Source organism: Actinokineospora lacus (genome assembly GCF_053813445.1).
In genome coordinates, this window is the sequence record NZ_JBQERA010000001.1 from 517,475 (window position 1) to 537,828 (window position 20,354).

Annotated in this window: 26 protein-coding genes; 13 read left to right on the top strand and 13 right to left on the bottom strand. The window is 74.1% G+C overall.

Annotated elements, in window-relative coordinates; genetic code table 11:
• Positions 1-13: 13 nt before the first annotated feature.
• Together ACTG9Q_RS02555 and ACTG9Q_RS02560 are read left to right on the top strand one after the other, a co-directional pair.
• Positions 14-868 carry a helix-turn-helix domain-containing protein gene (locus ACTG9Q_RS02555; RefSeq protein ID WP_455570919.1) on the top strand — a complete coding sequence of 285 codons (855 nt, stop codon included), beginning with the start codon at positions 14-16 and terminating at the stop codon, positions 866-868.
• Positions 869-977: 109 nt separating this feature from the next.
• Entirely contained in the window at positions 978-1,160 is a 183-nt protein-coding gene (locus tag ACTG9Q_RS02560) for a DUF397 domain-containing protein (protein ID WP_455570920.1), read from the top strand.
• A 161-nt stretch (positions 1,161-1,321) separates the two neighbouring features.
• Here ACTG9Q_RS02560 and ACTG9Q_RS02565 read toward each other — a convergent pair whose 3' ends face one another.
• Positions 1,322-1,873: a type VII secretion system-associated protein gene (locus ACTG9Q_RS02565; protein ID WP_455570921.1), complete on the bottom strand. Its 552-nt coding sequence runs from the start codon at positions 1,871-1,873 to the stop codon at positions 1,322-1,324.
• Positions 1,874-2,170: 297 nt separating this feature from the next.
• On the opposite strand from ACTG9Q_RS02565, the gene ACTG9Q_RS02570 reads away from it, so the two are divergent.
• Genes ACTG9Q_RS02570 through ACTG9Q_RS02585 form a run of 4 tightly spaced genes read left to right on the top strand, consistent with a single transcriptional unit; the run spans position 2,171 to position 4,943 of the window.
• A complete protein-coding gene (locus ACTG9Q_RS02570) occupies positions 2,171-2,407 on the top strand; it encodes a hypothetical protein (RefSeq protein ID WP_455570922.1) in 237 nt (78 codons plus the stop codon).
• Positions 2,408-2,414: 7 nt separating this feature from the next.
• Positions 2,415-3,782, top strand: coding sequence for a hypothetical protein (locus ACTG9Q_RS02575; protein ID WP_455570923.1), 1,368 nt, complete (start codon positions 2,415-2,417; stop codon positions 3,780-3,782).
• Positions 3,782-4,564, top strand: a complete 783-nt coding sequence (locus ACTG9Q_RS02580; protein ID WP_455570924.1) for an ESX secretion-associated protein EspG — start codon at positions 3,782-3,784, stop codon at positions 4,562-4,564. Before ACTG9Q_RS02575 ends, ACTG9Q_RS02580 begins: the two co-directional genes overlap by 1 nt.
• A gap of 7 nt (positions 4,565-4,571) precedes the next feature.
• On the top strand, positions 4,572-4,943 hold the full coding sequence (locus ACTG9Q_RS02585; RefSeq protein ID WP_455570925.1) for a sterol carrier family protein: 372 nt from the start codon (positions 4,572-4,574) through the stop codon (positions 4,941-4,943).
• Here the strand turns inward: ACTG9Q_RS02585 and ACTG9Q_RS02590 are convergent.
• The gene (locus ACTG9Q_RS02590) at positions 4,916-5,581 is read right to left on the bottom strand and encodes a TVP38/TMEM64 family protein (protein WP_455570926.1); all 666 of its coding nucleotides are present in this window, start codon (positions 5,579-5,581) and stop codon (positions 4,916-4,918) included. The two genes, ACTG9Q_RS02585 and ACTG9Q_RS02590, sit on opposite strands and share 28 nt — an antisense overlap.
• A gap of 109 nt (positions 5,582-5,690) precedes the next feature.
• Here ACTG9Q_RS02590 and purF point away from each other — a divergent pair, with 109 nt between their 5' ends.
• The 5 genes from purF to arfB all read left to right on the top strand — a co-directional run bounded on the left by purF (position 5,691) and on the right by arfB (position 10,198).
• Positions 5,691-7,223 carry an amidophosphoribosyltransferase gene (gene purF / locus ACTG9Q_RS02595; RefSeq protein WP_455570927.1) on the top strand — a complete coding sequence of 511 codons (1,533 nt, stop codon included), beginning with the start codon at positions 5,691-5,693 and terminating at the stop codon, positions 7,221-7,223.
• A 25-nt stretch (positions 7,224-7,248) separates the two neighbouring features.
• Entirely contained in the window at positions 7,249-8,328 is a 1,080-nt protein-coding gene (gene purM, locus ACTG9Q_RS02600) for a phosphoribosylformylglycinamidine cyclo-ligase (RefSeq protein ID WP_455570928.1), read from the top strand.
• 65 nt (positions 8,329-8,393) lie between these two features.
• Positions 8,394-8,897: a SigE family RNA polymerase sigma factor gene (locus ACTG9Q_RS02605; RefSeq protein ID WP_455570929.1), complete on the top strand. Its 504-nt coding sequence runs from the start codon at positions 8,394-8,396 to the stop codon at positions 8,895-8,897.
• Positions 8,897-9,742, top strand: coding sequence for a hypothetical protein (locus ACTG9Q_RS02610; protein ID WP_455570930.1), 846 nt, complete (start codon positions 8,897-8,899; stop codon positions 9,740-9,742). Before ACTG9Q_RS02605 ends, ACTG9Q_RS02610 begins: the two co-directional genes overlap by 1 nt.
• A gap of 27 nt (positions 9,743-9,769) precedes the next feature.
• Positions 9,770-10,198, top strand: coding sequence for an alternative ribosome rescue aminoacyl-tRNA hydrolase ArfB (arfB, locus tag ACTG9Q_RS02615; RefSeq protein WP_455570931.1), 429 nt, complete (start codon positions 9,770-9,772; stop codon positions 10,196-10,198).
• Positions 10,199-10,722: 524 nt separating this feature from the next.
• On the opposite strand, the gene ACTG9Q_RS02620 is transcribed toward arfB, so the two are convergent.
• The gene (locus ACTG9Q_RS02620) at positions 10,723-10,917 is read right to left on the bottom strand and encodes a DUF3073 domain-containing protein (RefSeq protein WP_455570932.1); all 195 of its coding nucleotides are present in this window, start codon (positions 10,915-10,917) and stop codon (positions 10,723-10,725) included.
• A 277-nt stretch (positions 10,918-11,194) separates the two neighbouring features.
• Between ACTG9Q_RS02620 and ACTG9Q_RS02625 the strand changes: the two genes are divergently transcribed.
• Positions 11,195-11,974 carry a hypothetical protein gene (locus ACTG9Q_RS02625; protein WP_455570933.1) on the top strand — a complete coding sequence of 260 codons (780 nt, stop codon included), beginning with the start codon at positions 11,195-11,197 and terminating at the stop codon, positions 11,972-11,974.
• Between the two features lie 7 nt (positions 11,975-11,981).
• Here ACTG9Q_RS02625 and ACTG9Q_RS02630 read toward each other — a convergent pair whose 3' ends face one another.
• The 5 genes from ACTG9Q_RS02630 to ACTG9Q_RS02650 are packed head-to-tail and all read right to left on the bottom strand — an operon-like array spanning position 11,982 to position 16,007.
• On the bottom strand, positions 11,982-12,944 hold the full coding sequence (locus tag ACTG9Q_RS02630) for an asparaginase (protein ID WP_455570934.1): 963 nt from the start codon (positions 12,942-12,944) through the stop codon (positions 11,982-11,984).
• A gap of 8 nt (positions 12,945-12,952) precedes the next feature.
• Positions 12,953-13,528, bottom strand: a complete 576-nt coding sequence (locus ACTG9Q_RS02635; RefSeq protein ID WP_455570935.1) for an RsiG family protein — start codon at positions 13,526-13,528, stop codon at positions 12,953-12,955.
• Between the two features lie 37 nt (positions 13,529-13,565).
• Complete coding sequence (locus tag ACTG9Q_RS02640; protein ID WP_455570936.1) at positions 13,566-14,420, bottom strand: 3-keto-5-aminohexanoate cleavage protein; 855 nt, start codon at positions 14,418-14,420, stop codon at positions 13,566-13,568.
• A gap of 16 nt (positions 14,421-14,436) precedes the next feature.
• A complete protein-coding gene (gene ygfZ / locus ACTG9Q_RS02645; RefSeq protein ID WP_455570937.1) occupies positions 14,437-15,543 on the bottom strand; it encodes a CAF17-like 4Fe-4S cluster assembly/insertion protein YgfZ in 1,107 nt (368 codons plus the stop codon).
• Positions 15,540-16,007, bottom strand: coding sequence for a Fur family transcriptional regulator (locus ACTG9Q_RS02650; protein WP_455570938.1), 468 nt, complete (start codon positions 16,005-16,007; stop codon positions 15,540-15,542). Before ACTG9Q_RS02650 ends, ygfZ begins: the two co-directional genes overlap by 4 nt.
• Between ACTG9Q_RS02650 and ACTG9Q_RS02655 the strand changes: the two genes are divergently transcribed.
• Entirely contained in the window at positions 16,006-16,851 is an 846-nt protein-coding gene (locus tag ACTG9Q_RS02655) for an aminodeoxychorismate lyase (protein WP_455570939.1), read from the top strand. The genes ACTG9Q_RS02650 and ACTG9Q_RS02655 overlap by 2 nt on opposite strands.
• Here the strand turns inward: ACTG9Q_RS02655 and ACTG9Q_RS02660 are convergent.
• The 5 genes from ACTG9Q_RS02660 to ACTG9Q_RS02680 form a co-directional block, all read right to left on the bottom strand.
• Positions 16,830-17,699, bottom strand: coding sequence for a 5-oxoprolinase subunit C family protein (locus ACTG9Q_RS02660; RefSeq protein ID WP_455570940.1), 870 nt, complete (start codon positions 17,697-17,699; stop codon positions 16,830-16,832). The two genes, ACTG9Q_RS02655 and ACTG9Q_RS02660, sit on opposite strands and share 22 nt — an antisense overlap.
• The gene (locus tag ACTG9Q_RS02665) at positions 17,696-18,298 is read right to left on the bottom strand and encodes a 5-oxoprolinase subunit B family protein (RefSeq protein WP_455570941.1); all 603 of its coding nucleotides are present in this window, start codon (positions 18,296-18,298) and stop codon (positions 17,696-17,698) included. The genes ACTG9Q_RS02660 and ACTG9Q_RS02665 overlap by 4 nt, the downstream gene beginning before the upstream one ends.
• Positions 18,299-18,332: 34 nt before the next feature.
• Complete coding sequence (locus tag ACTG9Q_RS02670; protein WP_455570942.1) at positions 18,333-18,965, bottom strand: FABP family protein; 633 nt, start codon at positions 18,963-18,965, stop codon at positions 18,333-18,335.
• Between the two features lie 212 nt (positions 18,966-19,177).
• A complete protein-coding gene (locus ACTG9Q_RS02675; protein WP_455570943.1) occupies positions 19,178-19,483 on the bottom strand; it encodes a DUF1416 domain-containing protein in 306 nt (101 codons plus the stop codon).
• Positions 19,484-19,498: 15 nt separating this feature from the next.
• Positions 19,499-20,332 carry a sulfurtransferase gene (locus tag ACTG9Q_RS02680; protein WP_455570944.1) on the bottom strand — a complete coding sequence of 278 codons (834 nt, stop codon included), beginning with the start codon at positions 20,330-20,332 and terminating at the stop codon, positions 19,499-19,501.
• Positions 20,333-20,354 lie beyond the last annotated feature (22 nt).

The following is a 20,354-nucleotide window of genomic DNA, read 5'->3' on the forward strand; positions in this document are numbered from 1 at the left end:
ATCCGGCAAAGTCATGGACCGCGTGCAGACGATCCGCAGCCGAGAACTCGGCGACGCACTGCGACAAGCCCTCAAAGCCGCGGGCCTGACCGGACAGGAAGCCTCTCGCAGGCTCGGCTGGTCACCATCGAAGGTCTCCCGCCTGCTCTTGGGCGCCCGTGGGGCGACGGAACGGGACGTGGCCTCCGTTCTGCTGCTCTGCGGCGTGAACGGGGCCGAACGCGCCCGTCTGCTGTCGCTGTGCCGCGAGCCCAGCGGCGGCGGCTGGGTCCAGCAGCTGGGCAGGCTGCCCACCCAGCTGCGGACCCTGGTCGACCACGAGAACCAGGCGTCGACCATCGACGAGTTCGAGCCGACGCTGGTGCCCGGCCTGCTGCAGACGGTCGACTACGCCCAGGCGATCGTGCGGGCGAACACGAACGTGGCCGACCACGAGGTCGATGAGCGGGTGGTCGCGCGCACGGCCCGCCAGCAGCTCTTCCGCCGCGCCCGCCCGCCCGCTTTCTCGTTCCACATCCACGAGTTCGCCCTGCGGCTGCCGGTCGGCGGGCCGGAGGTCATGGCCGACCAGCTGAACCACCTGGTGCGGATGTCGGCGCGGACCAACATCAGCGTGCGGGTGGTGCCCGCCGCCGTCGGGGCCCACGCCGCCCTGGCGGGCGCGTTCCGGCTGATGGAATTCCCGCACTACAAGCCCATCGTGTACCTGGAGAGCGAGAACTCCAGCCTGTTCCTCGAGCGGCCGGAGGAGATCGCGGCCTACCGAGGCATCCTCACCGCCCTGTCCGACACGGCCCTGTCCGCCGAGGAGTCGCGGGCGGTGATCTCCGCCCTGTCCGCGGAGCTGTACGCCGAGGACCCGGTCTGAGCCGTCTGGTCCCGTCCGCTCGGCCCTCGCCCGCACTCGGCCGCGTGCGGGAGAATCGCCGCAGCCGTCGCCCCACAAGGCGGCAGGCTGTACGCGGACGGAGAGGACAATGGGGTCCCTTGAGCCGGAGCCGCCCGCCCGCTGGCGCCGCAGTGGCGCGAGCGCGGCGAACGGGAACTGTGTCGAGGTCGCGCAGGCGCCCGCGGGGTGGCTGGTGCGCGACAGCAAGCACGTCGGGCCGCTGCTGCGGTTCCCGGGCGCGGCTTGGGGGGCGCTGTTGACGCGGCTCTAGGTCGTGTTTCAGATGTGGGGGGTGGCAGAGTCGTGATCAGTCCGCTCGCCGGCGGTGCGGACGGATCGTCCTAATACCGGTGTTGTATTCGGGTGTGTCCGGCCGTGCCGCCTGCGGGTGGACTGGCGCGGCTATGCCGTGCTCCACATCTGAAACACGGCCTAGCCCAGCTGCCCCAGCAGATCCGACGCGGGGACGATGGCGGTGATCGGACCGGCGGGGTTGACCACCAGCGGGTAGCCGTTGAGCAGCGGGGCCAGCGTGGAGCCCGTCACCTCGCGCCACCCGGGCCACTGGCGGGGCACGCGGGCCACCGAGGTGCAGGCGGGCACCATCACCCGGCCGTCGAGGTCGGGGAACGCCGTCACCGCGGTGTCCTGGCCGTCGCGCGAGTAGACCAGGAGCTTCGCCGCGCGCAGGGCGGGCAGGAGGGCGGGCCGCTCGAGGTGGCGGGTGCTGACGAGCTGCATCACCTCCTCCACCTCGTTGGACGGCAGCGGCATCCGCAGCGCGTGCGGGGAGGGGCGGTAGTCGGCGTTGGGGCGGAAGACTTCTTGGATCTCGCCCGAGGCGTCGACCGGGTAGGCGCCCACGACCCCCCACGGCGGCACCTCCTCGTCCGGGCCGAAGGCCGGGTCGATGACGTGGAGCCAGCTGCCGGGGTTGGCGCGGGCGGCGACACGCATGTCGAGGGTGATCTCCGGCTGGTGCATCCGCTACTCCGAAAGGCGTATCTCACGTTGGGCCGCCTATCGTATGCGCTCGATCACCGGTGGTGAAGGGCGCACGGTTCCACCAAGTCGGTGGGAACCATTCCGCATCCGTCGCCATCACAGCTAAAGTCGTCGCAATCGCACAGGACGAGGGAGCCGCAGGTGTTTCTAGCCGATGGCGGAGGGGGCTCGGCCGTACCAGCGCCGCCCGCCTATTCCGGGACCCAGACCCTGAAGATCGAGCCGTCCGCCATCCCGGGCGCGCTCGCGGCCTTCCGGGACGCACACGAGCGCGTGATGGCGAAGGTCAGGGCCCTCGACGGCCTCCCGGTGCGCGAGTGGGCCGGTGACCCCGTCAGCGGGGAGACGGCCGCGCAGTTCGCCGAGCGGACCAACAGCGGCGCGGCCGACTCGGCCATCGCCTGCCTGCGCGGCTACGAGCGCCAGCTCCAGGGCGCCATCGACGCGCTGAAGGCCGCGAACGACGCGTACACCATGACCGAGGGCACGAACGCCGCCATGTGGGGCAGGTGATCCGGCGATGACCATGCACCGCTGGCGCGGATACGACCATCCCGAGCTGCACCGGATGATCAACGAGGGCCCCGGGCCCGCCGCGTCGACCCCGCAGACGGAGTACTGGGAGACCCTGCTCTCCGAACTCGGCGAGATCGACGCCGACCTCAACGCCAAGCTGGCCACCATGGCCGCCACCTGGGAGGGCGCCGCGGCCGATGGCGCCCAGAGCGCGCTGAACCCGTTGCAGCAGTGGGCCGTCGACGCGCAGACCGGCGCCAGCGGGATGCGCGCCTCCACCGAGTACCAGGCCGACATGATCGCCCGCGCCCGCGCCGAGATGCCCGAGCCGGTCGCGGTCACCACGCCCGCGCCCTCGGGCTGGGCCAAGGTCGCCGCGGGCGCCGCGGCGCTGACGGGCAACCTCGGGCCCGCCGCGGCCGTCGTCTCGCAGGCCGCCGACCACGAGGCCCAGGAGGCCAAGCAGGACGCGGCCTCGCAGAAGGCCGTCGACACCATGGACTCCTACTCCAACAGCAGCGAGTTCAACCGCAACACCCTCGGCGAGTTCGTGCCCCCGCCGGACGTCGTGGTGGCCACTCCCGCGCCCTCCGGTGGCACCGGCACGGCCGCGGCCACCTTCAGCGGCGGCGGGTACGCGCCTTCCGGCGGCTCGGGGAGCACGGCTCCCGCGGGCTACACCCCGACGGCCCCGCCCTCCGGCGGCGGCGGTGGCTACACTGCGGTGCCCGGCGGCACCCCCGGCCACACCCCGACCACCCCGCCCAGCGGCGGGGTCACCACGCCCACGGGCTACGCCCCGCCGACCGGCACCACCCCCTCCGGCTACGCGCAGGCCCCGGGCACCCCGGTCACCCCCGGCGTGCCCGCCCCCACCACGGCGCCGACCGGCGCGAACCGGTACCTGCCCGGCGGCGCGGGCCCCACCGGCCTGCCGCTGCCCGGCGGCCCCGGCTCGCCGTCCGGCGGCGGTCTGGGTCCGCGTGGCGGATCGGGCGGGTTCGGCGCGGGCGGTCAGGGCACGGGCGGCCTGGGCTCGGGCGGTCTCGGTGGCGCGGGCGGCGCGGGTGCTGACGGCACCCGCCAGACCGGCCAGCCGCTGCGCCCGGGCATGGGCGCGGAGTCCGGCCTCGGCCGCGGCGGTGTCATCGGCGGCGCGGGCGGTCCCGGCGGCGCCGGCGTGACCTCCGGCGCGGGCGGTCGCGGCGGCGCGGGCATGGGCGCGGGCGGCGGCATGGCGGGCGGCCGCGGCGCGAACGGCGACGACGACCACGAGTACGAGCTCGCCGACTACCTGGTCGAGACCGAGGACGTCTGGGGCGATGAGCGCATCGTCTCCTCGTCGGTCATCGGCGACACCCCAGAGAAGTGATGCCGTTCATGGCGGCGGAGGTCGACAGCGAGCCGGTCTCGCTCTCCGCGCTGGAGTTCGACATCCTGTGGGAGCACCTGTCGCTCGGCGCCATGCCGCTGATCGTCAAGGTGCCCTCGCCGGGCAAGACCCACGAGGAGCGCGCCGCGATCGAGGACGGCGTCTGGGCCGGGCTGGCCCAGCGCGGCATCGACCGGCAGGACCCGAGGCTGGCGGAGCTGTTCGGGCTGCTGGCCCGGCCCGAGCGCGAGGTCGACGGCAGGCTGTGGGCCGGGCGCGGCGTCCGGTTGCTGGCCTGCGCCGCCGCCGACACGGCCGCGCTGGCCGTGCTGGCCGGCGACACGCTCACCCTGAGCCCGATCTCCGCGCTGGGCCTGGCCGCCGCCGCCGTGGGCGCGCTGCCCTCGGCGCCCGCCGGTCCCGGCCGGTCGGTCACGCTGCGCACCGCCGACTTCGAGGCCGCCGCCCAGGGCGACGGCACCGCCCGCGGCTTCGAGGCCGGGCTGCACGCCCGCGGCGTCCGCGGCGACGACGCCACCGCGCTGGCCGAGATGATCGGCGACGTGGTCAACACCGGCAACTTCGGCGCCGCCGTCCGCGACCGCCTCGGCCGCCGGGTCCGCCGCGACCGGGTGGTCTCCTTCTTCGACACCGACGCGGGCCGCTACGTCCAGATCCGCAGGCCCGCCCCCGACGGCGAGCTGTGGACGACCATCTCCCCGGCCGACGCCCGCAAGCTCACCCACCACGTCGAGGAACTGCTCACCGAGAGCGACGAGTGACCCCCGGGTGAGGACCGTCGACGCCCACGCCCTGCGCGCCGCCGTCACCGAGGTCCTGCCCTGGCTCGACGGCGGCGAGCGGCCCGCCCGCCCGGCCCTGGCCGCCGCGGTCCGGCTGAGCCTGCGCTCACTGGCCCAGACCGCGCCCGGGCGCACCGTCGAGGTGCGCGTGCCGCCGTTCGCGGCCGTGCAGTGCGTCGAGGGCCCCCGGCACACCCGGGGCACCCCGCCGAACGTCGTCGAGACCGATCCGCGCACCTGGCTCGAACTCGCCACCGGCAGGCTGGGCTGGGCCGACGCCGTGGCGGCCGCCCGGGTCACCGCCTCGGGCAGCCGCGCCGACCTGGCCGCCTACCTGCCGGTCGTGCGGTTCTCCTGAACGGCCTCCGGGTGCGTCCGCTTGAGCGCCCGGTACAGCCCGAGGCCGCCCGCGACCGCCAGCACGCCGTAGATCACCAGCAGCTCGGGCGGGGTGGTGCCGGTGAGCGCGTCGCCCAGGACCACCGCGGCGGCCGTGCCGGGGAGGCTGCCGACGAGCGTGCCCGCCAGGTAGGGGCGCCACGCGATCGTGGAGAGCCCGCAGCAGTAGTTGACCGGGGCGAAGGGCACCACCGGGATCAGCCGCAGCGACACCACCCCGGCGAACCCGCCCGAGCGCAGCCGCGCGTCCACCGCCCGGACGGCGCCGTGCTCCAACAGCGGCGCCATCGCGCGCCTGCCCAGCCGCCGGGTCAGGAGGAACGCCAGGCTCGCGGCGAACCCGGTGGCCACCATCGCCACCGCCACGCCCAGCAGCTCGCCGAGCAGCAGCCCAGCGGAGAGGTTGAACACCGTGCGCGGGATCGGGGCGACGGCCAGCACCGAGTACGCCAGCAGGAACAGCACCGGCGTCGCCCAGCCCGCGGCGGCTGCCCAGTCGCGGACCGCGGCCGGGCTCGGGAAGGGCACGAGGAAGCCGACCGCCACCGCGACGACCAGGAGGCAGCCCACAGCCATCAGCGTGGTGCGGCGGGACACGCTGGGTAACGCTACCGGCGTGACGCGGCACACCCTCTGATGGTCGGAGCACAGCCATCGACCGCCTACACTGCGAAGGCAGGCTGATGTCGTCGACAGGGAGCACTCGTTGGTCTCCGACCAGTTCTCGACAGCCCCTTCTCCACACGACTCGCCCGACCCCGACCCGCGTGAGGAATGCGGCGTGTTCGGTGTCTGGGCCCCAGGTGAGGAAGTCGCGAAGCTCACGTACTACGGCCTGTACGCCCTGCAGCACAGAGGGCAGGAGGCCGCGGGCATCTCCGTGTCCGACGGCCGCCAGATCGTGGTGTTCAAGGACCTCGGCCTGGTGAGCCAGGTCTTCGACGAGCAGGTGCTGGTCTCGCTGCGCGGGCACGTCGCCGTCGGGCACTGCCGCTACTCCACCACCGGGTCCACGACCTGGGAGAACGCCCAGCCGACCTTCAAGACCACGGCCACCGGCAGCGGGCTGTCGCTGGGCCACAACGGCAACCTGGTCAACACCGCCGAGCTGATGGAGAAGGCCAGGGAACTGGGCCTGACCACGACCAGCGGCGCGACCACCGACTCCGACCTGATGACCGGGCTGCTGGCCGCCGCCGCGGCCGACAAGGGCATCGAGCAGGCCGCGCTGGAGCTGCTGCCGACGGTGCGCGGGGCGTACTGCCTGGTCTTCTCCGACGAGTCCACCCTCTACGCCGCCCGCGACCCGCACGGGGTGCGGCCGCTGGTGCTGGGCAGGCTGGAGCGGGGCTGGGTGGTGGCCAGCGAGACCGCGGCCCTGGACATCGTCGGCGCGTCGTTCGTCCGCGAGGTCGAGCCCGGCGAGCTGATCGCCATCGACGCCGACGGGCTGCGCTCCAGCCGCTTCGCCACCCCGGAGCCCAAGGGCTGCCTGTTCGAGTACGTCTACCTCGCCCGCCCGGACACCACGATCTCCGGGCGCTCCGTGCACGCCACGCGGGTGGAGATCGGGCGCAAGCTGGCCGCGGAGTGCCCGGTCGAGGCCGACCTGGTGATCCCGGTGCCGGAGTCCGGCACGCCCGCGGCCATCGGCTACGCCCAGGCCAGCGGCATCCCCTACGGCTCGGGCCTGGTGAAGAACGCCTACGTCGGGCGCACCTTCATCCAGCCGTCGCAGACCATCCGCCAGCTCGGCATCCGGCTCAAGCTCAACCCGCTGCGCGACGTCATCCGCGGCAAGCGCCTGGTCGTGGTCGACGACTCCATCGTGCGCGGCAACACCCAGCGCGCGCTGGTCAGGATGCTGCGCGAGTCCGGGGCGCTGGAGGTGCACGTGCGCATCGCCTCGCCGCCGGTGCGCTGGCCGTGCTTCTACGGCATCGACTTCGCCTCCCGCGCCGAGCTGATCGCCAACGGCCTGGACGCCGACGGCATCCGGCGCTCCATCGGCGCCGACTCCCTGGGCTACGTCAGCCTGGAGAGCCTGGTGCAGGCCAGTGAGCAGCCCCGCACCCGGCTGTGCTCGGCGTGCTTCGACGGCGACTACCCGATTCCGCTGCCCGACGACGCCCGCATCGGCAAGCACCTGCTCGAAGGTCTGGAGAAGGGTGTGGCGGGGGACGCCGAGCCGCTCCTGGCCGCCGGGTACGGTGCCTCGGATGCGTTGACGCGTCCCTAGGACTTTCTAGATTCCGGAGATCTCAGTGACCGACCCGCAGTCGACCGGGCCCGCGACCTACGCAGCGGCTGGGGTGAGCATCGAGGCGGGCGACGAGGCCGTCGAGAAGCTCAAGCCCTGGGCGGCCAAGGCCAGCAGGCCGGAGGTGCTGGGCGGGATCGGCGGTTTCGCCGGGCTGTTCAAGCTCCGGCTGGACCGCTGGCGCGAGCCCGTGCTCGCCTCGTCCACCGACGGCGTCGGCACCAAGATCGCCGTCGCCCAGGCCCTCGACGTGCACGACACCGTCGGCATCGACCTGGTCGCCATGGTCGTCGACGACCTGGTGGTCTGCGGGGCCGAGCCGCTGTTCCTGCAGGACTACATCGCCGTGGGCAAGGTCCTGCCCGACCGGATCGCCGCGCTGGTCAAGGGCATCTCCGAGGGCTGCGTGCAGGCGGGCTGCGCGCTGCTGGGCGGGGAGACCGCCGAGCACCCCGGGCTGATGACCGACGGCGCCTACGACCTCTCGGCCACCGGCGTCGGCGTGGTCGAGGCCGAGGCGATCCTCGGCCCGGACCGGGTGCGCCCCGGCGACGCGCTGATCGCGATGCGCTCCTCCGGGCTGCACTCCAACGGGTACTCGCTGGCCCGCCACGTCCTGCTGGACATCGCGCGGATGCCGCTGTCCGGGCACGTGGAGGAGTTCGGGCGGACGCTGGGCGAGGAGATGCTGGAGCCCACCCGCATCTACGCCAAGGTCTGCCTGGCGCTGGCCCAGGAGGCCGAGGTGCGCACCTTCGCCCACATCACCGGCGGCGGGCTCGCCGCGAACCTGGCCAGGGTGATCCCGCACGGGCTCAAGGCCACCATCGACCGGGGCACCTGGACGCCGCAGCCGGTGTTCTCGCTGATCGCCCAGCGCGGGCGGGTCGAGCGGGTGGAGATGGAGCGCACCTTCAACATGGGCGTCGGCATGGTCGCCGTCGTCGCCCCCGAGGACGTCGACCGGGCGCTGGCGATGCTGACCGCGCGCCACGTGCCCGCCTGGGTGCTGGGCGAGGTCCGCCCCGACCCCGACGACTCCCAGCCGCGCGCCGAGCTGCGCGGGGACCACCCGAGGTTCTAGGGCAGGCCCTAGGCAACCTCCCGCGCCCCCGCGCACGTAGTAGGGGTGAGGGGGAGGAGGTGCCGGTGGGGGATCGGGACGCCGGGTTCCGGGAGTTCCTGGACAGCCGGGCCGCGGTGATGCGCCGCACCGCGTACCTGCTGTGCGGCGGCGACTGGCACCGCGCGGAGGACTTGGTGCAGTCCACCCTGGCCAAGATCTACGTCGTGTGGCCGCGGCTGCGCCGCGCCGACGCCATCGACGCCTACGCCCGCAAGGTCATGGTGCGCACGGCGATCGATGAGTCGCGCCGGGCGTTCCGGCGCCGTGAATCCGTTGTGGACACCGTGCCCGAGGTCGTCATGGCCCCGCCGGGCACCGCCGAGGCGCTGGACGTGCGCCGGGCGCTGGCCCGGCTGCCACCGGGTCAGCGGGCGGTGGTCGTGCTGCGGTACTGGGAGGACCTGTCGGTCGCCGAGACGGCCAGGGCGCTGGGCAGGAGCGAGGGCACGATCAAGAGCCAGGCGGCGAAAGGGCTCGCCGCGCTGCGGGCGCTGCTCGCCGACGGGCCTGTGCTGGAGGACGCCTGATGAGCGACGAGCGGGAACTGAAGCGGCTCCTCGACCTCGCGGTCGGGCAGGAGCCGCCGCTGCGGCTGGACCCGGAGGCGGTCCTGGGCGAGGGCAGGCGCAGGCTGCGGGCCCGGCGCGCGGCCGCGGTCGGCGGCGCGGCCACCGCCGTGGCCGCGCTGGTGATCGGGGTGGCCGCGGTGGCCGGGTCCACCTACGGGATGCCCGGCCAGGTGGGGCCCGCCGGGTCGGTCACCGTCGACGGGCCGGGGCCAAGGTCGGGAACGGAGACGGCGGCGCCGGTCGCGGAGCCGACGCGGCCGGTTCCGGGGAACCAGGCGCCACCGCCGTCGCTGACCACCGCGCGGAACACACCGCCGACCGCGACAGTGCCTGCCGGGACCGTGCTGAGCCCGGCCGCCGTGGAACGCCTCGGCGCCGCGCTGCGCGACGGGAAGGTCGAGTGGCCCGCGCTGGCGAAGGAGGGGCAGGGCCGCCCGTGGCACGCCTTCGACCGGAGCGGCACGGCCCGGTTCGACCTCGTCACCCCCGAGCGCGCCCGGCGGACGGTGGTGGTCACCGTGAGCGTGGGCCGGGTCTACGAGTCCGAGCTGTGTGTCTCCCATGACAACGGCCCGCCCTGCGAGACCTGGCGACTGGGCGACGGCACCATGCTGACCTTCACGAACGCGCCCGAGGCGGCGGACTCCTCGCCCACCTCGCGGCTGCGCGCGGTGCGGCCGGACGGCCTGGTCGTCGTCGTCATGGACGTGGGCGGGTCGGGGCCGCCGTGGCGGCGGCAGCCGCTGCTCGACCAGACCGCGATGGTGCAGATCGCCACCCTGCCGGGGTTCGGCGTCAATTGACTTCCCCGGTGCGGCATCCTCGTAGGTGTGCCTGGTGAACTGGTTGTCTCCCGGTCGCTGGTGATACCGGCGGCCGAGCTGCGCGAGCGCTTCTCCCGCTCGTCGGGGCCGGGCGGGCAGGGCGTCAACACCGCCGACAGCCGCGTGGAGCTGTCGCTGGACGTGGCCAACTCCCCGTCGATCCCCGACCACGTCCGCGCGCGGCTGCTCGAGCGGCTGGCGAACCGGCTGGTCGACGGGGTGCTGACGATCGCGGCCAGCGAGTTCCGGGCGCAGCTGGCCAACCGCGAGGCGGCCCGTGAGCGCATGGCGGCTTTGCTGCGCCAAGCCGCCGCGCCGCCGCCGCCCGCCCGCCGGGCGACCAAGCCCAGCCGGGGTGCGCGCGAGCGCCGCCTGGAGTCGAAGAAGAAGCGCGCGGCGACCAAGCAGACGCGCAGGCGCCCGGACCTGGGCTGAGACAGCGCTCGCCGGGGAACACCGGCGCGCGTCTCCGCGACCGGACTGGACTATGGCGGGCGCACCGCGAGACCTCGCGGGCGCGGACCTGATCGGCGTGTCCACGGGTGGACTCGCCGTCAGGCCGGCAACTCAGCCGGCATCCCAGCCTGATATTCCAGCCGGCATCCCAGCCGGCATCCCAGCGGGCCCCGGTTTTCCGGTGCCCTTAGCCGAGGCCGCGCGGCGCGATGCCGACGTGCCCACCGGAGCCGCCGGGGGGATCGTCACCGACCAGGGCGAGGCGATCGGTGCCGCTGGGGCGGCCTGCCTCGTCCTGATCGGTCGCGAACTCCCGGGCGACCCCGTACTGACCGCGTCGTGCGGCGGCCGACCTCGGAGCCGAACCCACTCAGCCGCGGCGAGCACGCCAAAGCCTCATGAGTCGCAATGGAAGGCCACCCCGTTGTCACGGGGTGGCCTTTCCGGCTTGCGAGGGGAAACGACAGGGACCCCGACACCAAACCCCCGGTGCCGGGGCTGAGTCAACGACGGTAGTCGTCGTACCCGTCGTCGTCGTACTCGTCGGACTCGATTCGCTCAGAGTCGGAGCCCCCACTGGAGGACCTGGGCTCACTCGACAGCTCGCGCTGAAGAGCGTCCAGATCCATGTGGTGGCTGCTGTACTTGAGCTCCCGGGCCACCTTTGTCTGCTTGGCCTTGGCTCGGCCGCGCCCCATGGCTCGACCCCCTCGCACAGGTGACGGGGCGGCCGGGGGAACGGCGGCCCCGTAGATGTCGACAGTTGATTCCTGGTAACTACCGTACCGTGCCGAAGGGGTTCGATGCGACGCGGCTCGGTGTGCAGAACCCGACACCCCGACTCCGCCTCCCCCACGCTCGGTCCGGCGCTGTTCGTGGAACTATGGGAGCGTGCCTCGTCCGTTCGTCGCCTACCTGCGGGTGTACGAACCGTTGTCGGCTTTTCCGGCCGCCGACCGTGATCGACTGCGACATATGGCCGAGCGCTCCCCGCTCTCCCGGGCGGAGGCGGGGGTGCACGAGCGGCTGATGTGGCTTAAGTCACAAGAGAACGGTGTGCCCGCGGCTTTGCCTGGTGAGCGGGCGGATGGCTCGCCGCTGCCGGTGCGGGACGTCCTGGCCGTGCGCTCCTCCGAGGTGTCTCCCGAGTCCTCTGGCGACAGCCTGCTGGTGTGCCCGCTCGACCTGCGGCCGCGGTCCGCGGCGGCGGTCGTGGGGTTCCTGTCGACAGCCGGGGTGCCGCTGCGCATGGCGACGCTCGGGGAGTCGGCGGAGCGCCTGCGGCAGAAGGCCGGGACGGTGCTCGGGGAGATGCCGAGCGGCGCCGTGCACGTGGTGTCCACGACGTGGACCGTGCCGCTGCCCTGGTTCGTGCTGGTGAAGCCCGAGGAGCGGGTGGTCTCGGGCGAAGGCGCCGAGCTGACCGTGCACTGGCTGGTGTCGATGCGGGTGGCCCGGCAGCGCGTGCAGCGCGCCTACGACCTGGCGGAGTCGACGTTCGGGGAGTCCGGGCCGACGAAGGTGCTGCTCGACACCTCGCGGTGGCTCGCCAACTTCCACGAGGGCTCGGCCGTCGAACTGGACTACGGCGGCCTGGTCGAGCTGATGGGCGATGTCGAGGACGACACCTCGGCCGAGGACGTCAACGCCATCCTGGACGCCATCGAGCAGCCCGACCCCGGCGCGGTGGCCGAGCGGTTCGACCGGCTGCGGGAGTTCTGGAGCGACCTCGCCGTGCGCGAGCGGATGCAGTGAGCCCCGGCTACCGGAGGCCGTCCAGCAGTCCCTCGCGCAGGCGCGCGGCGCCCACCGGGACCCCGCCGCCCATGATGTCGCGCTCCGCCTTGTCCTCCAGCTCAGGGGCGTCGTAGCCCAGGGCGCGCAGGACGCCGACGAGGATGGGGGTCCGCGGCCGGGGCGCGCCGTCATCGATCTTCATGGCCATGGCGGTGCCGTCGGGCAGGACCATGGCGTGCACGCCCTCGGCGCCGCCCTTGACCAGCAGGCCGGGGATGGCCCGCATCAGCTCGGTGTCGTCGCGGTCGGTGCCGCCCACCAGGTGGGGGTGCGCGCGCATGGCGTCGGCCACGCGGCGGTCCTGGGTGCCGGGAGCGGCTCGGACCAGGGCCGTGTAGCCGGTGGCCAGGGCGGTGAGGGTCAGGGCGAACAGGGGGGCGCCGCAGCCGTCGACGCCGATGGTGTGGATGTCCTCGCCGGTCATCTCGGTCACCGTGGTGGCGATGGCCCGCTGGGCGGGGTGGTCCGGGTCGAGGTAGGAGATCGTCTCCCAGGACCGCTGCGCGGAGGCCGCCAGCATGATCGCGTGCTTGCCCGAGCAGTTCATCGCGGCGCGGCGCTTGCCGCCGCCGCCCGCGATGACCCGGTTGCGGGCGGCCTCGTTCATGGGCCAGTCGGGAGGGCAGCCGAGGTCGGCCTCGGACAGCCCGGACTTGTCGAGGATGCCCACGACCTGGTGGACGTGCTCGGGCTCCCCGCTGTGGGAGCCGCAGCCGACCGCCAGGTCGGCGTCGTCCGGGACTTCCAGGCCCGCCCTGAGCAGGCCGAGCGCCTGCAGGGGCTTGTTGCACGAGCGGGTGAAGACCGGCTCGGCGACCTCGCCGATGGCCAGGCGGACCTCGCCGTCGGGGGACAGGACGACCACCGACCCGCGGTGCGCCGACTCGACGAAACCGGAGCGCAGGACTTCGACCAGGACGGGGTTCACGCCGGGGTTCAGGACGGCTCCCGCGGTTCGGGGCGGGCGCTCTCGGCGGCCAGGAGGTCGTCCACCGAGGCGGTGCCGGAGCGGTAGCGGCCCGCGATCTGCTCGTTCAGCAGGTCCATGACGACCTGGACCTCACGCCTGCGGGTCGAGACCGAGGCTTCTTCGTCCTCGTAGGTGTGCAGGGCGAGGGCCAGGCGCTCGTCGGGGAGGTTCGCGACGTCGGAGAGGTCGGCGTCGGAGACCAGGGCCTCGACGTGGCGGCGGTGGGCCTCGGCGCGGGAGGGCTCCATGTTCTGGTGGCGGCCGGAGCCCATCGCCGGGCCCACGGCGTTGTCGGCGAGGATCGTGGCCAGCTGGTCGACGATCGAGGCGCCGCCGCTGGCGCGTCTGCGCAGCTCGGCGCGCACGATGTCGATGCGCGCGTGCAGGAGCCTGCGCAGGTAGGACAGGTCGGTCTCCTCCTGGGCTGCGTCGTCGCGGCGGGCGCGGACCTCGCCGAGGTCCAGGCGCTCCAGGTCGGCCACATAGTCCGGGGCGAGGACCCGGTCGATGCGCCTGCGCCCACCCGGGCGGACTTCGATCACCAGGCCATCCTCCGTCAAAGAGTGCTCGATCGCCAGATCATGCCGACGCGGGGGCCCGGCCCGCCACCCCCAGGAGTCGCCGTGCCTCGTCCGGGGCGACCGGGGGGCGCTGCGCGATCCGGGCCAGCCCGGATGCGCGCGCGACCAGTTGGGCGTTGTCCTTGACCCGCTCCCCCCGGGCGTAGGAGATGGTGTCCTCCATCCCGACCCGGACGTGGCCGCCCGCGGACAGGGCGCCGAACAGCACCGGCAGGGTAGCGCGGCCCACCCCGGTGGCCGAGAAGGTCGCGCCGTCGGGGATCAGGCGCAGGGCGGCGGCCAGGGTCTCGGTGTCGCCCGGCATCCCGCCCGGCACGCCCATCACCAGGTCGACGTGCACGTGGCCGCCCGCGGGCGGGCCGTGCTTGTCCAGCAGCCGGTGCAGCGAGGTCAGCTGGCCGATGTCGAAGATCTCGTACTCCGGGAGAATCCCGCGCTCCCGCATCCGCTCGTGCAGCTCGACGATGAACTCCCACCGGTTGAGGAAGACGTCGTCGCCGAAGTTGACCGTGCCCATCGAGCAGGACGCGGAGTCGGGCAGCGCGTCGAGGACGCGCAGGCGGTCGGCCTCCGGGTCGGTGACCGCGCCGCCGGTGGAGAGCTGCACGATCAGGTTCGTCTGCTCGCGGACGGCGGCGACGGTGTCGGTGAGCCGCTTGAGGTCCAGGGTCGGCCTGGCCTCGTCGTCGCGGATGTGGATGTGGATCATGGCGGCGCCGACCCGCTCGCAGTCGCGGGCGGTCTCCACCAGCTCGTCCAGGGTCACTGGGAGGTTGGGGACGTCGGCCTTGGTGTGCTCGGCCCCGGTGGGGGCGACGGTGATCACCGTGCCGGGGCTCGTCGTCGCTGACATGCCGCCGATCCTGCCACTACCCCCGCAGGCCCTGGACAGCCGCGCGGCCCGCGCCCGGGGTGTCCGGCGGAACGGAGTCCGGATCGATCGACGCCGCCGCGCCGCCCGCGGTCAGCTCCGTGGCCGGGTCGACCGAGCGCTTGACGAGCGCCAGGGCGACCGGGCCCAGCTCGTGGTGCTGCACCGCGCTGCCGACCCGGCCGACGACCCGCTCGCCCGCGCGCACCGCGGCGCCGGGCTCGGGCAGCTCGTCGGCGGCGCCGTCGAGGTGCAGCAGGACCATCCGCCGGGGCGGGCGGCCCACGTTGTGCACCTTGGAGACCGTCTCCTGCCCGCGGTAGCAGCCCTTGGCGACGTGCGCGGCCGAGGGCACCCAGGACACCTCGTGCGGGATCGTCTTCTCGTCGGTGTCCACGCCGAGGCGGGGCCGCAGCGCCTCGACCCGCAGCGCCTCGAACGCCAGGCTGCCCATCGGGCGCGCGCCCGCGCCGCTCAGCCGCGCCCACCAGTCGGCCAGCCCGGCACGGGGCACGAGGAGGTCGGCGGCGTCCGGGCCGGGCCAGGGCATCCGGCGGACGATCACGTCCGCGCCCTGGGCGCAGGCGTACCCGCCCTCGGGCGCGGGCAGGCCCGCGGCGGCGAGGACGGCGGCGGTCTGCGGGCCGACCAGGCTCAGCACGGCCCGCTCCCCGGTGGCGTCGCGGGGCTCCACCTTGGACCAGAACCGCATCTGCTCCAGGTACTCCAGCAGCGGCACCCGCAGCCCGCCGCGCGCGCCGATGGTCGAGGCGCCCGCCTCGGTGTCCAGCCACACCGTCCCGCCGACGTGGGCCAGCAGCAGGTGCGCGTCCACCCGGCCCTGGCTGTCGAGCACCAGCGCCTCGCACCCGGCGTTGTCGGGCAGGGCCGAGACGTGCTGGGAGATCACCAGGTGCAGCCAGGACAGCCGGTCGTCGCCGGGCACCGCGACCACCTCGCGGTGCGAGCGGTCGACCAGCCCGGCGCCGCGGGTGGCGGCGCGCTGCTCGGCGAACGGGTCGCCGAAGTGCCAGGGGACGCCGGGGTCGGCGGTCTCCTCCGGCGGGGGCACGGCGCCGGGGGCGGTGAGGATGGGCGAGGTCACGTGATCTCCCTGGTGCAGTCGCGGCAGGTGCCGGACAGCGCGAGGTGCGCGGCGTCCAGTGCGAACCCGTACCGCTCGCGCAGTGTTCCGCACAGCTGGTCCATCAGCTCGCGCGGCGACTCGTCGACCCGGCCGCAGCGGTGGCAGACCAGGTGGACGTGCTCGTGCTCGTGCAGCGAGTAGGTGGGCGCGCCGTGGCCGAGGTGGGTGTGCCGGACCAGGTCCAGCTCCTCCAGCAGCTCCAGCGTGCGGTAGATGGTGGTGATGTTGACCGACGGCGTGGTGCGCTGCACGTGCCTGCACACCTGCTCGGGTGTGGCGTGCGGCAGCTCCAGCAGCGCGTCGAGCACGAGTTGGCGCTGCGGGGTCATCCGCATGCCGCGGCGGTGAAGCGTCCTGCGCAGGTCCTCCCGGGTCTCCACCCCGCCGATGGTATGCCGCCCGTCGGCGTAGGGTGTTCGCATGGTTTTGCTCGCCCTGTTCGACGGCACGATCGCCGACCCGGCGGCCCCGCACATCCGGGTGGACGACCTGGGCCTGACCCGCGGCGACGGTGTCTTCGAGACGATCCTGGTGGTGGACGGGCGCACCCGCGAGCTGGGCCCGCACCTGGACCGCCTGCTGCGCTCCGCGGCGATGCTCGACCTGGCGGTGCCCGCCCGCGCGGAGTGGGAGCGGCTGGTGGAGATGGTGGCCGCGGCGTGGCCGGAGCCGGGTGAGTGGGCCGTCAAGCTGGTCTGCACCCGCGGCCCGGAGTACGGCGACGGCACGCCCACCGCCTACGCGCTGGCGTTCTCCGTCGAGGCGAACACCCTGCGGCGGCGCCGCGACGGGGTGTCCGCCGTGGTGCTGGACCGCGGGTTCGACCCGGAGCTGGTCGAGCGCGCGCCGTGGCTGCTGCTGGGCGCCAAGACCCTCTCGTACGCGGTGAACATGGCCGCCCAGCGCCACGCCGCCGCCGTCGGCGCCGACGAGGTGATCTTCCGCGCGGCCGACGGCTCGGTCCTGGAGGGCCCGACGTCGACGGTCGTCGTCGCGCACGGCCGCACGCTGAGCACCCCGCCCGCGAGCAGCGGCATCCTGCCGGGCACGACCCAGGCGGCGCTGTTCAGGGCGGCCGAGCGCGCGGGCTGGTCGACGAAGGTCGAGCCGCTGGCGGCAGCCGAGCTGACCGACGCCGACGGGGTCTTCCTGGTCTCCAGCGTGCGCCGGATCGTCCGGGTGAACTCCCTCGACGGGGTGGCCCTGCCGGAGACCGGCGAGCTCACCGCCGAGCTGTGCGCGCTCTACGAGGCCGAGTACGCCTGAAGCCGCACCTTCGTGCCGGGCCGCGCCTGGGCCAAGGCGGCCAGGTGCCCGGTCGGGACCACACCGAGGACGGGGTAGCCGCCGGTCGTGGGGTGGTCGGCCAGGAAGATCACCGGCCGCCCGTTCGCGGGGACCTGCACCGCGCCGGTCACCACGCCCTCGCTGGGCAGCTCCCGCCCGCGGTGGCCGGGGGCCCGGGTCAGCGCCGGGCCGAGGAGCCGCAGGCCGATCCGGTTGCTCTCCGGGGACACCGACCACCGCGCCGCGCCGAGCTGGGCCGCCGGGTCGGCGAACCAGTCGTCGCGGGGGCCCAGCAGCACGGGGACCGCGAGCCGGTCGGGGGCGCGCACGGGCGCGACCACGTCGGCCCCGGCGGGCAGCCCGGTGACCGGCCCCAGCGCCAGCACGTCACCCGCGCCCAGCGGGGCGGGGCCGATGCCGGAGAGCACGTCGGTGGAGCGCGAGCCGAGCTGGGCGGGCACGGCCAACCCGCCGGAGACGGCCACGTAGTTGCGCACACCGGAGCGCGGTGACCCGAGCGCGATCTCCTGCCCGGCGCGCAGGTGCAGCGGGGTGTGCGAGCCCGCGTCGCGGCCGTTGACGGCCACCGGCACGCTTGGGCCGGTCACCGCGACCGTGCAGGAGGCGTCGGCGCGCAGCCGGAGCCCGCCCAGGACGCACTCCACCCCGGCGGCGCCCTCGGCATTGCCGACCAGCCGGTTCGCCAGCCGCAGGGACGGGGCGTCCAGGGCGCCGGACGGGGGGACGCCGAGGTGGGCGTTGCCGGGCCTGCCCAGGTCCTCGACCAGCGCGAGCGGCCCGGGGTCCAGCACGGTCACGGTCCTCATCCGACGGCCTCGAAGCGGACCAGGTCCCCGGGGGTCAGCAGCGCGGGCGGGACGCGGTCGGCGTCGAACAGGGCGGGGGCGTGCCCGGCGAGCCTGCCCAGCAGCCGCCAGCCGCCGGGGGACGCGCGGGGGTAGACGCCGGTGAACTCCCCGGCGACGCCGACGGCGCCCGCGGGCACCCGGGTGCGCGGGGAGCCCAGGCGGGCCTGCCGCAGCGGCTCCGGCAGGCCGGTGAGGTAGCCGAAGCCGGGGGCGAACCCGGTGAACGCGACGGTGTACTCCGCGCCGGTGTGCAGGGCGACCACGTCGTCGGGGGAGATCCCGGCGGTCTCGGCGACCAGCGCGAGGTCGGGCCCGTCGTAGACCGCGGGCAGGACCACTTCGCGGCCGGGGGCGGCCGGGTGCGCGGAGAGGTCGGCGAGGATGTCGCCGAGGTCGCGCGGGACCCCGGCGGCGAAGGTGGCCAGCACGGTGCGGGCCGCGGGCACCACGTCGACCACGCCCGGGAGCCCGGCCAGCACGGACCGGGCGGCGGCGACCTCGGTCAGGGAGCCCAGCTCGACGAGGACGGCGTCAGTCCCGCACCGGCGCAGCCGCATCCCGGACCCCGCCGACCCGGCCAGCCCAGCGCGCTCAGCCGACGACGCGGCGCAGGTACGCCGACGTGTGCGGCTGCAGCGGCTGCCCGACCATGGCGCGCTCCTCGACGTAGGCGAGGTCGCCGTTGTTGACCAGGCCGTAGAGCCGCTTGGCCGCGTTGACCTCCTTGGCGCTGGCCGTGCGGCCGACGAGGTCGGTCACCAGCTCCCAGGAGGTCTGCGAGTGGGGGGAGCCGTAGTAGACCTCGGTCACGCCGGTGTTGTGGGAGAGCAGCAGCTCGATGGTGTCGTCGGGCTGCGGGCGCCACCAGCCGACCTCCCGGGCCGCGGGCCGGATCACCTTGCCGTCGGCGTCGAGCAGCCAGGTGCGCGACTCGTAGGCGAGGAAGGGCCGCCCGTCGTGGGCGAAGGTGATCTGCTGGCCGAAGGTGAAGGGGCCGTCGATGGTCGGGTAGACGACCTCGCCCTCGCCGCGCCAGACCCCCACCAGCGGGAGCAGGACGAGCAGCGCGTCGTGCAGCGCGGGGCCCTCGCGCAGGTTGGCGGTGTCGCCGGGGATCGGCAGGTCGTCGAACTGCGGCAGGTTCCGGTGCCGGGTGCGCGCCGCGCGCTCGGCCGCCGCCTGGATGGCCGCGTCGCCACTGCCGGGGATGGGGGCCTCCGTCATCAGCGCTGGTCGCTGTACAGGCGGTAGAGGACGTAGCCCGCGAACCACACGGTCGCCAGGCCCATCAGGACGAGCAGACCCGTGAAGAAGATTTCCACGCTGGGAGGATAGCGGCTGCCGCGCCCGCGCAGCCCGTGCGGACACCCACGCCCAACCAAAGTCACAGCAGCCCCCGAGGGAGACCTCGGGGGCTGCCGGTCACAGCGCGGGGCTCAGCCGACCGAGATGGCGACCGGGTGCACACCCGGGCCCTCGGCGGCCACGGTGGCCTCGCCGTTGCCGTCGCGGTGCAGGGCGCGGACCGTCCAGCTCCCCGGGGCGGCGTAGAAGCGGAAGACGCCCTCGGGAGAGGACACGACCTCCGCGGTGAACTCGCCGGAGGAGTCCAGCAGGCGGACGAAGGCCCCGGCCACCGGCGCGCCCGCGTTCGTCACCGTTCCGTCCAGCACGATCTCCTTGCCCGGGTCCACGTTGGCCGGAAGGGCCGCGGACTGCTCGGGTGCTCCACAGGAACTCATGTGCGATGTCCTCTCTCAGGCGCCGGTCTCGACGGGCACGCCCACCATCGAGCCGTACTCGGTCCACGAGCCGTCGTAGTTCTTCACGTCCTCGTAGCCCAGGAGCTCGCGGAGGACGAACCAGGTGTGGGAGGAGCGCTCGCCGATGCGGCAGTAGGCGATGGTCGCCTTGCCCTCGTCGAGGCCCGCCTCCTTGTACAGCTCCCGCAGCTCCTCGTCCGAGCGGAAGGTGCCGTCCTCGTTGGCGGCCTTGCTCCACGGGACGTTGATGGCGCTGGGGATGTGGCCCTTGACCTGGGCCTGCTCCTGCGGCAGGTGCGCGGGGGCGGCGAGCTTGCCGGAGAACTCGTCGGGGGAGCGGACGTCGACGAGGTTCTTGGTGTCGATCGCGCCGACGATCTCGTCGCGGAAGGCGCGCAGGGCCTTGTCCTGCGGCTTGGCCGTGTAGGCGGTCTCCGGGCGGGAGACGGCCTCGGCGTCGAGCGGGCGGCCGTCGAGCTCCCACTTCTTGCGGCCGCCGTCGAGCAGCTTCACGTCGCCGTGGCCGTAGAGCTTGAAGTACCAGTAGGCGTAGGCGGCGAACCAGTTGTTGTTGCCGCCGTAGAGCACCACGGTGTCGTCGTTGCCGACGCCGCGCGCGGACAGCAGCTTCTCGAAGCCCGCCTGGTCGACGAAGTCGCGGCGCACCGGGTCCTGCAGGTCCTTCTTCCAGTCGACCTTCACCGCGCCGGGGATGTGGCCCGTGTCGTAGGCGCTGGCGTCCTCGTCGACCTCGACAAACACCACCCCGGGCGTGGTGAGGTTCTCCTCGGCCCACGCGGCAGAAACAAGCACGTCTTCGCGGCTCATCGGGCGGTTCCCACTTCCTTGT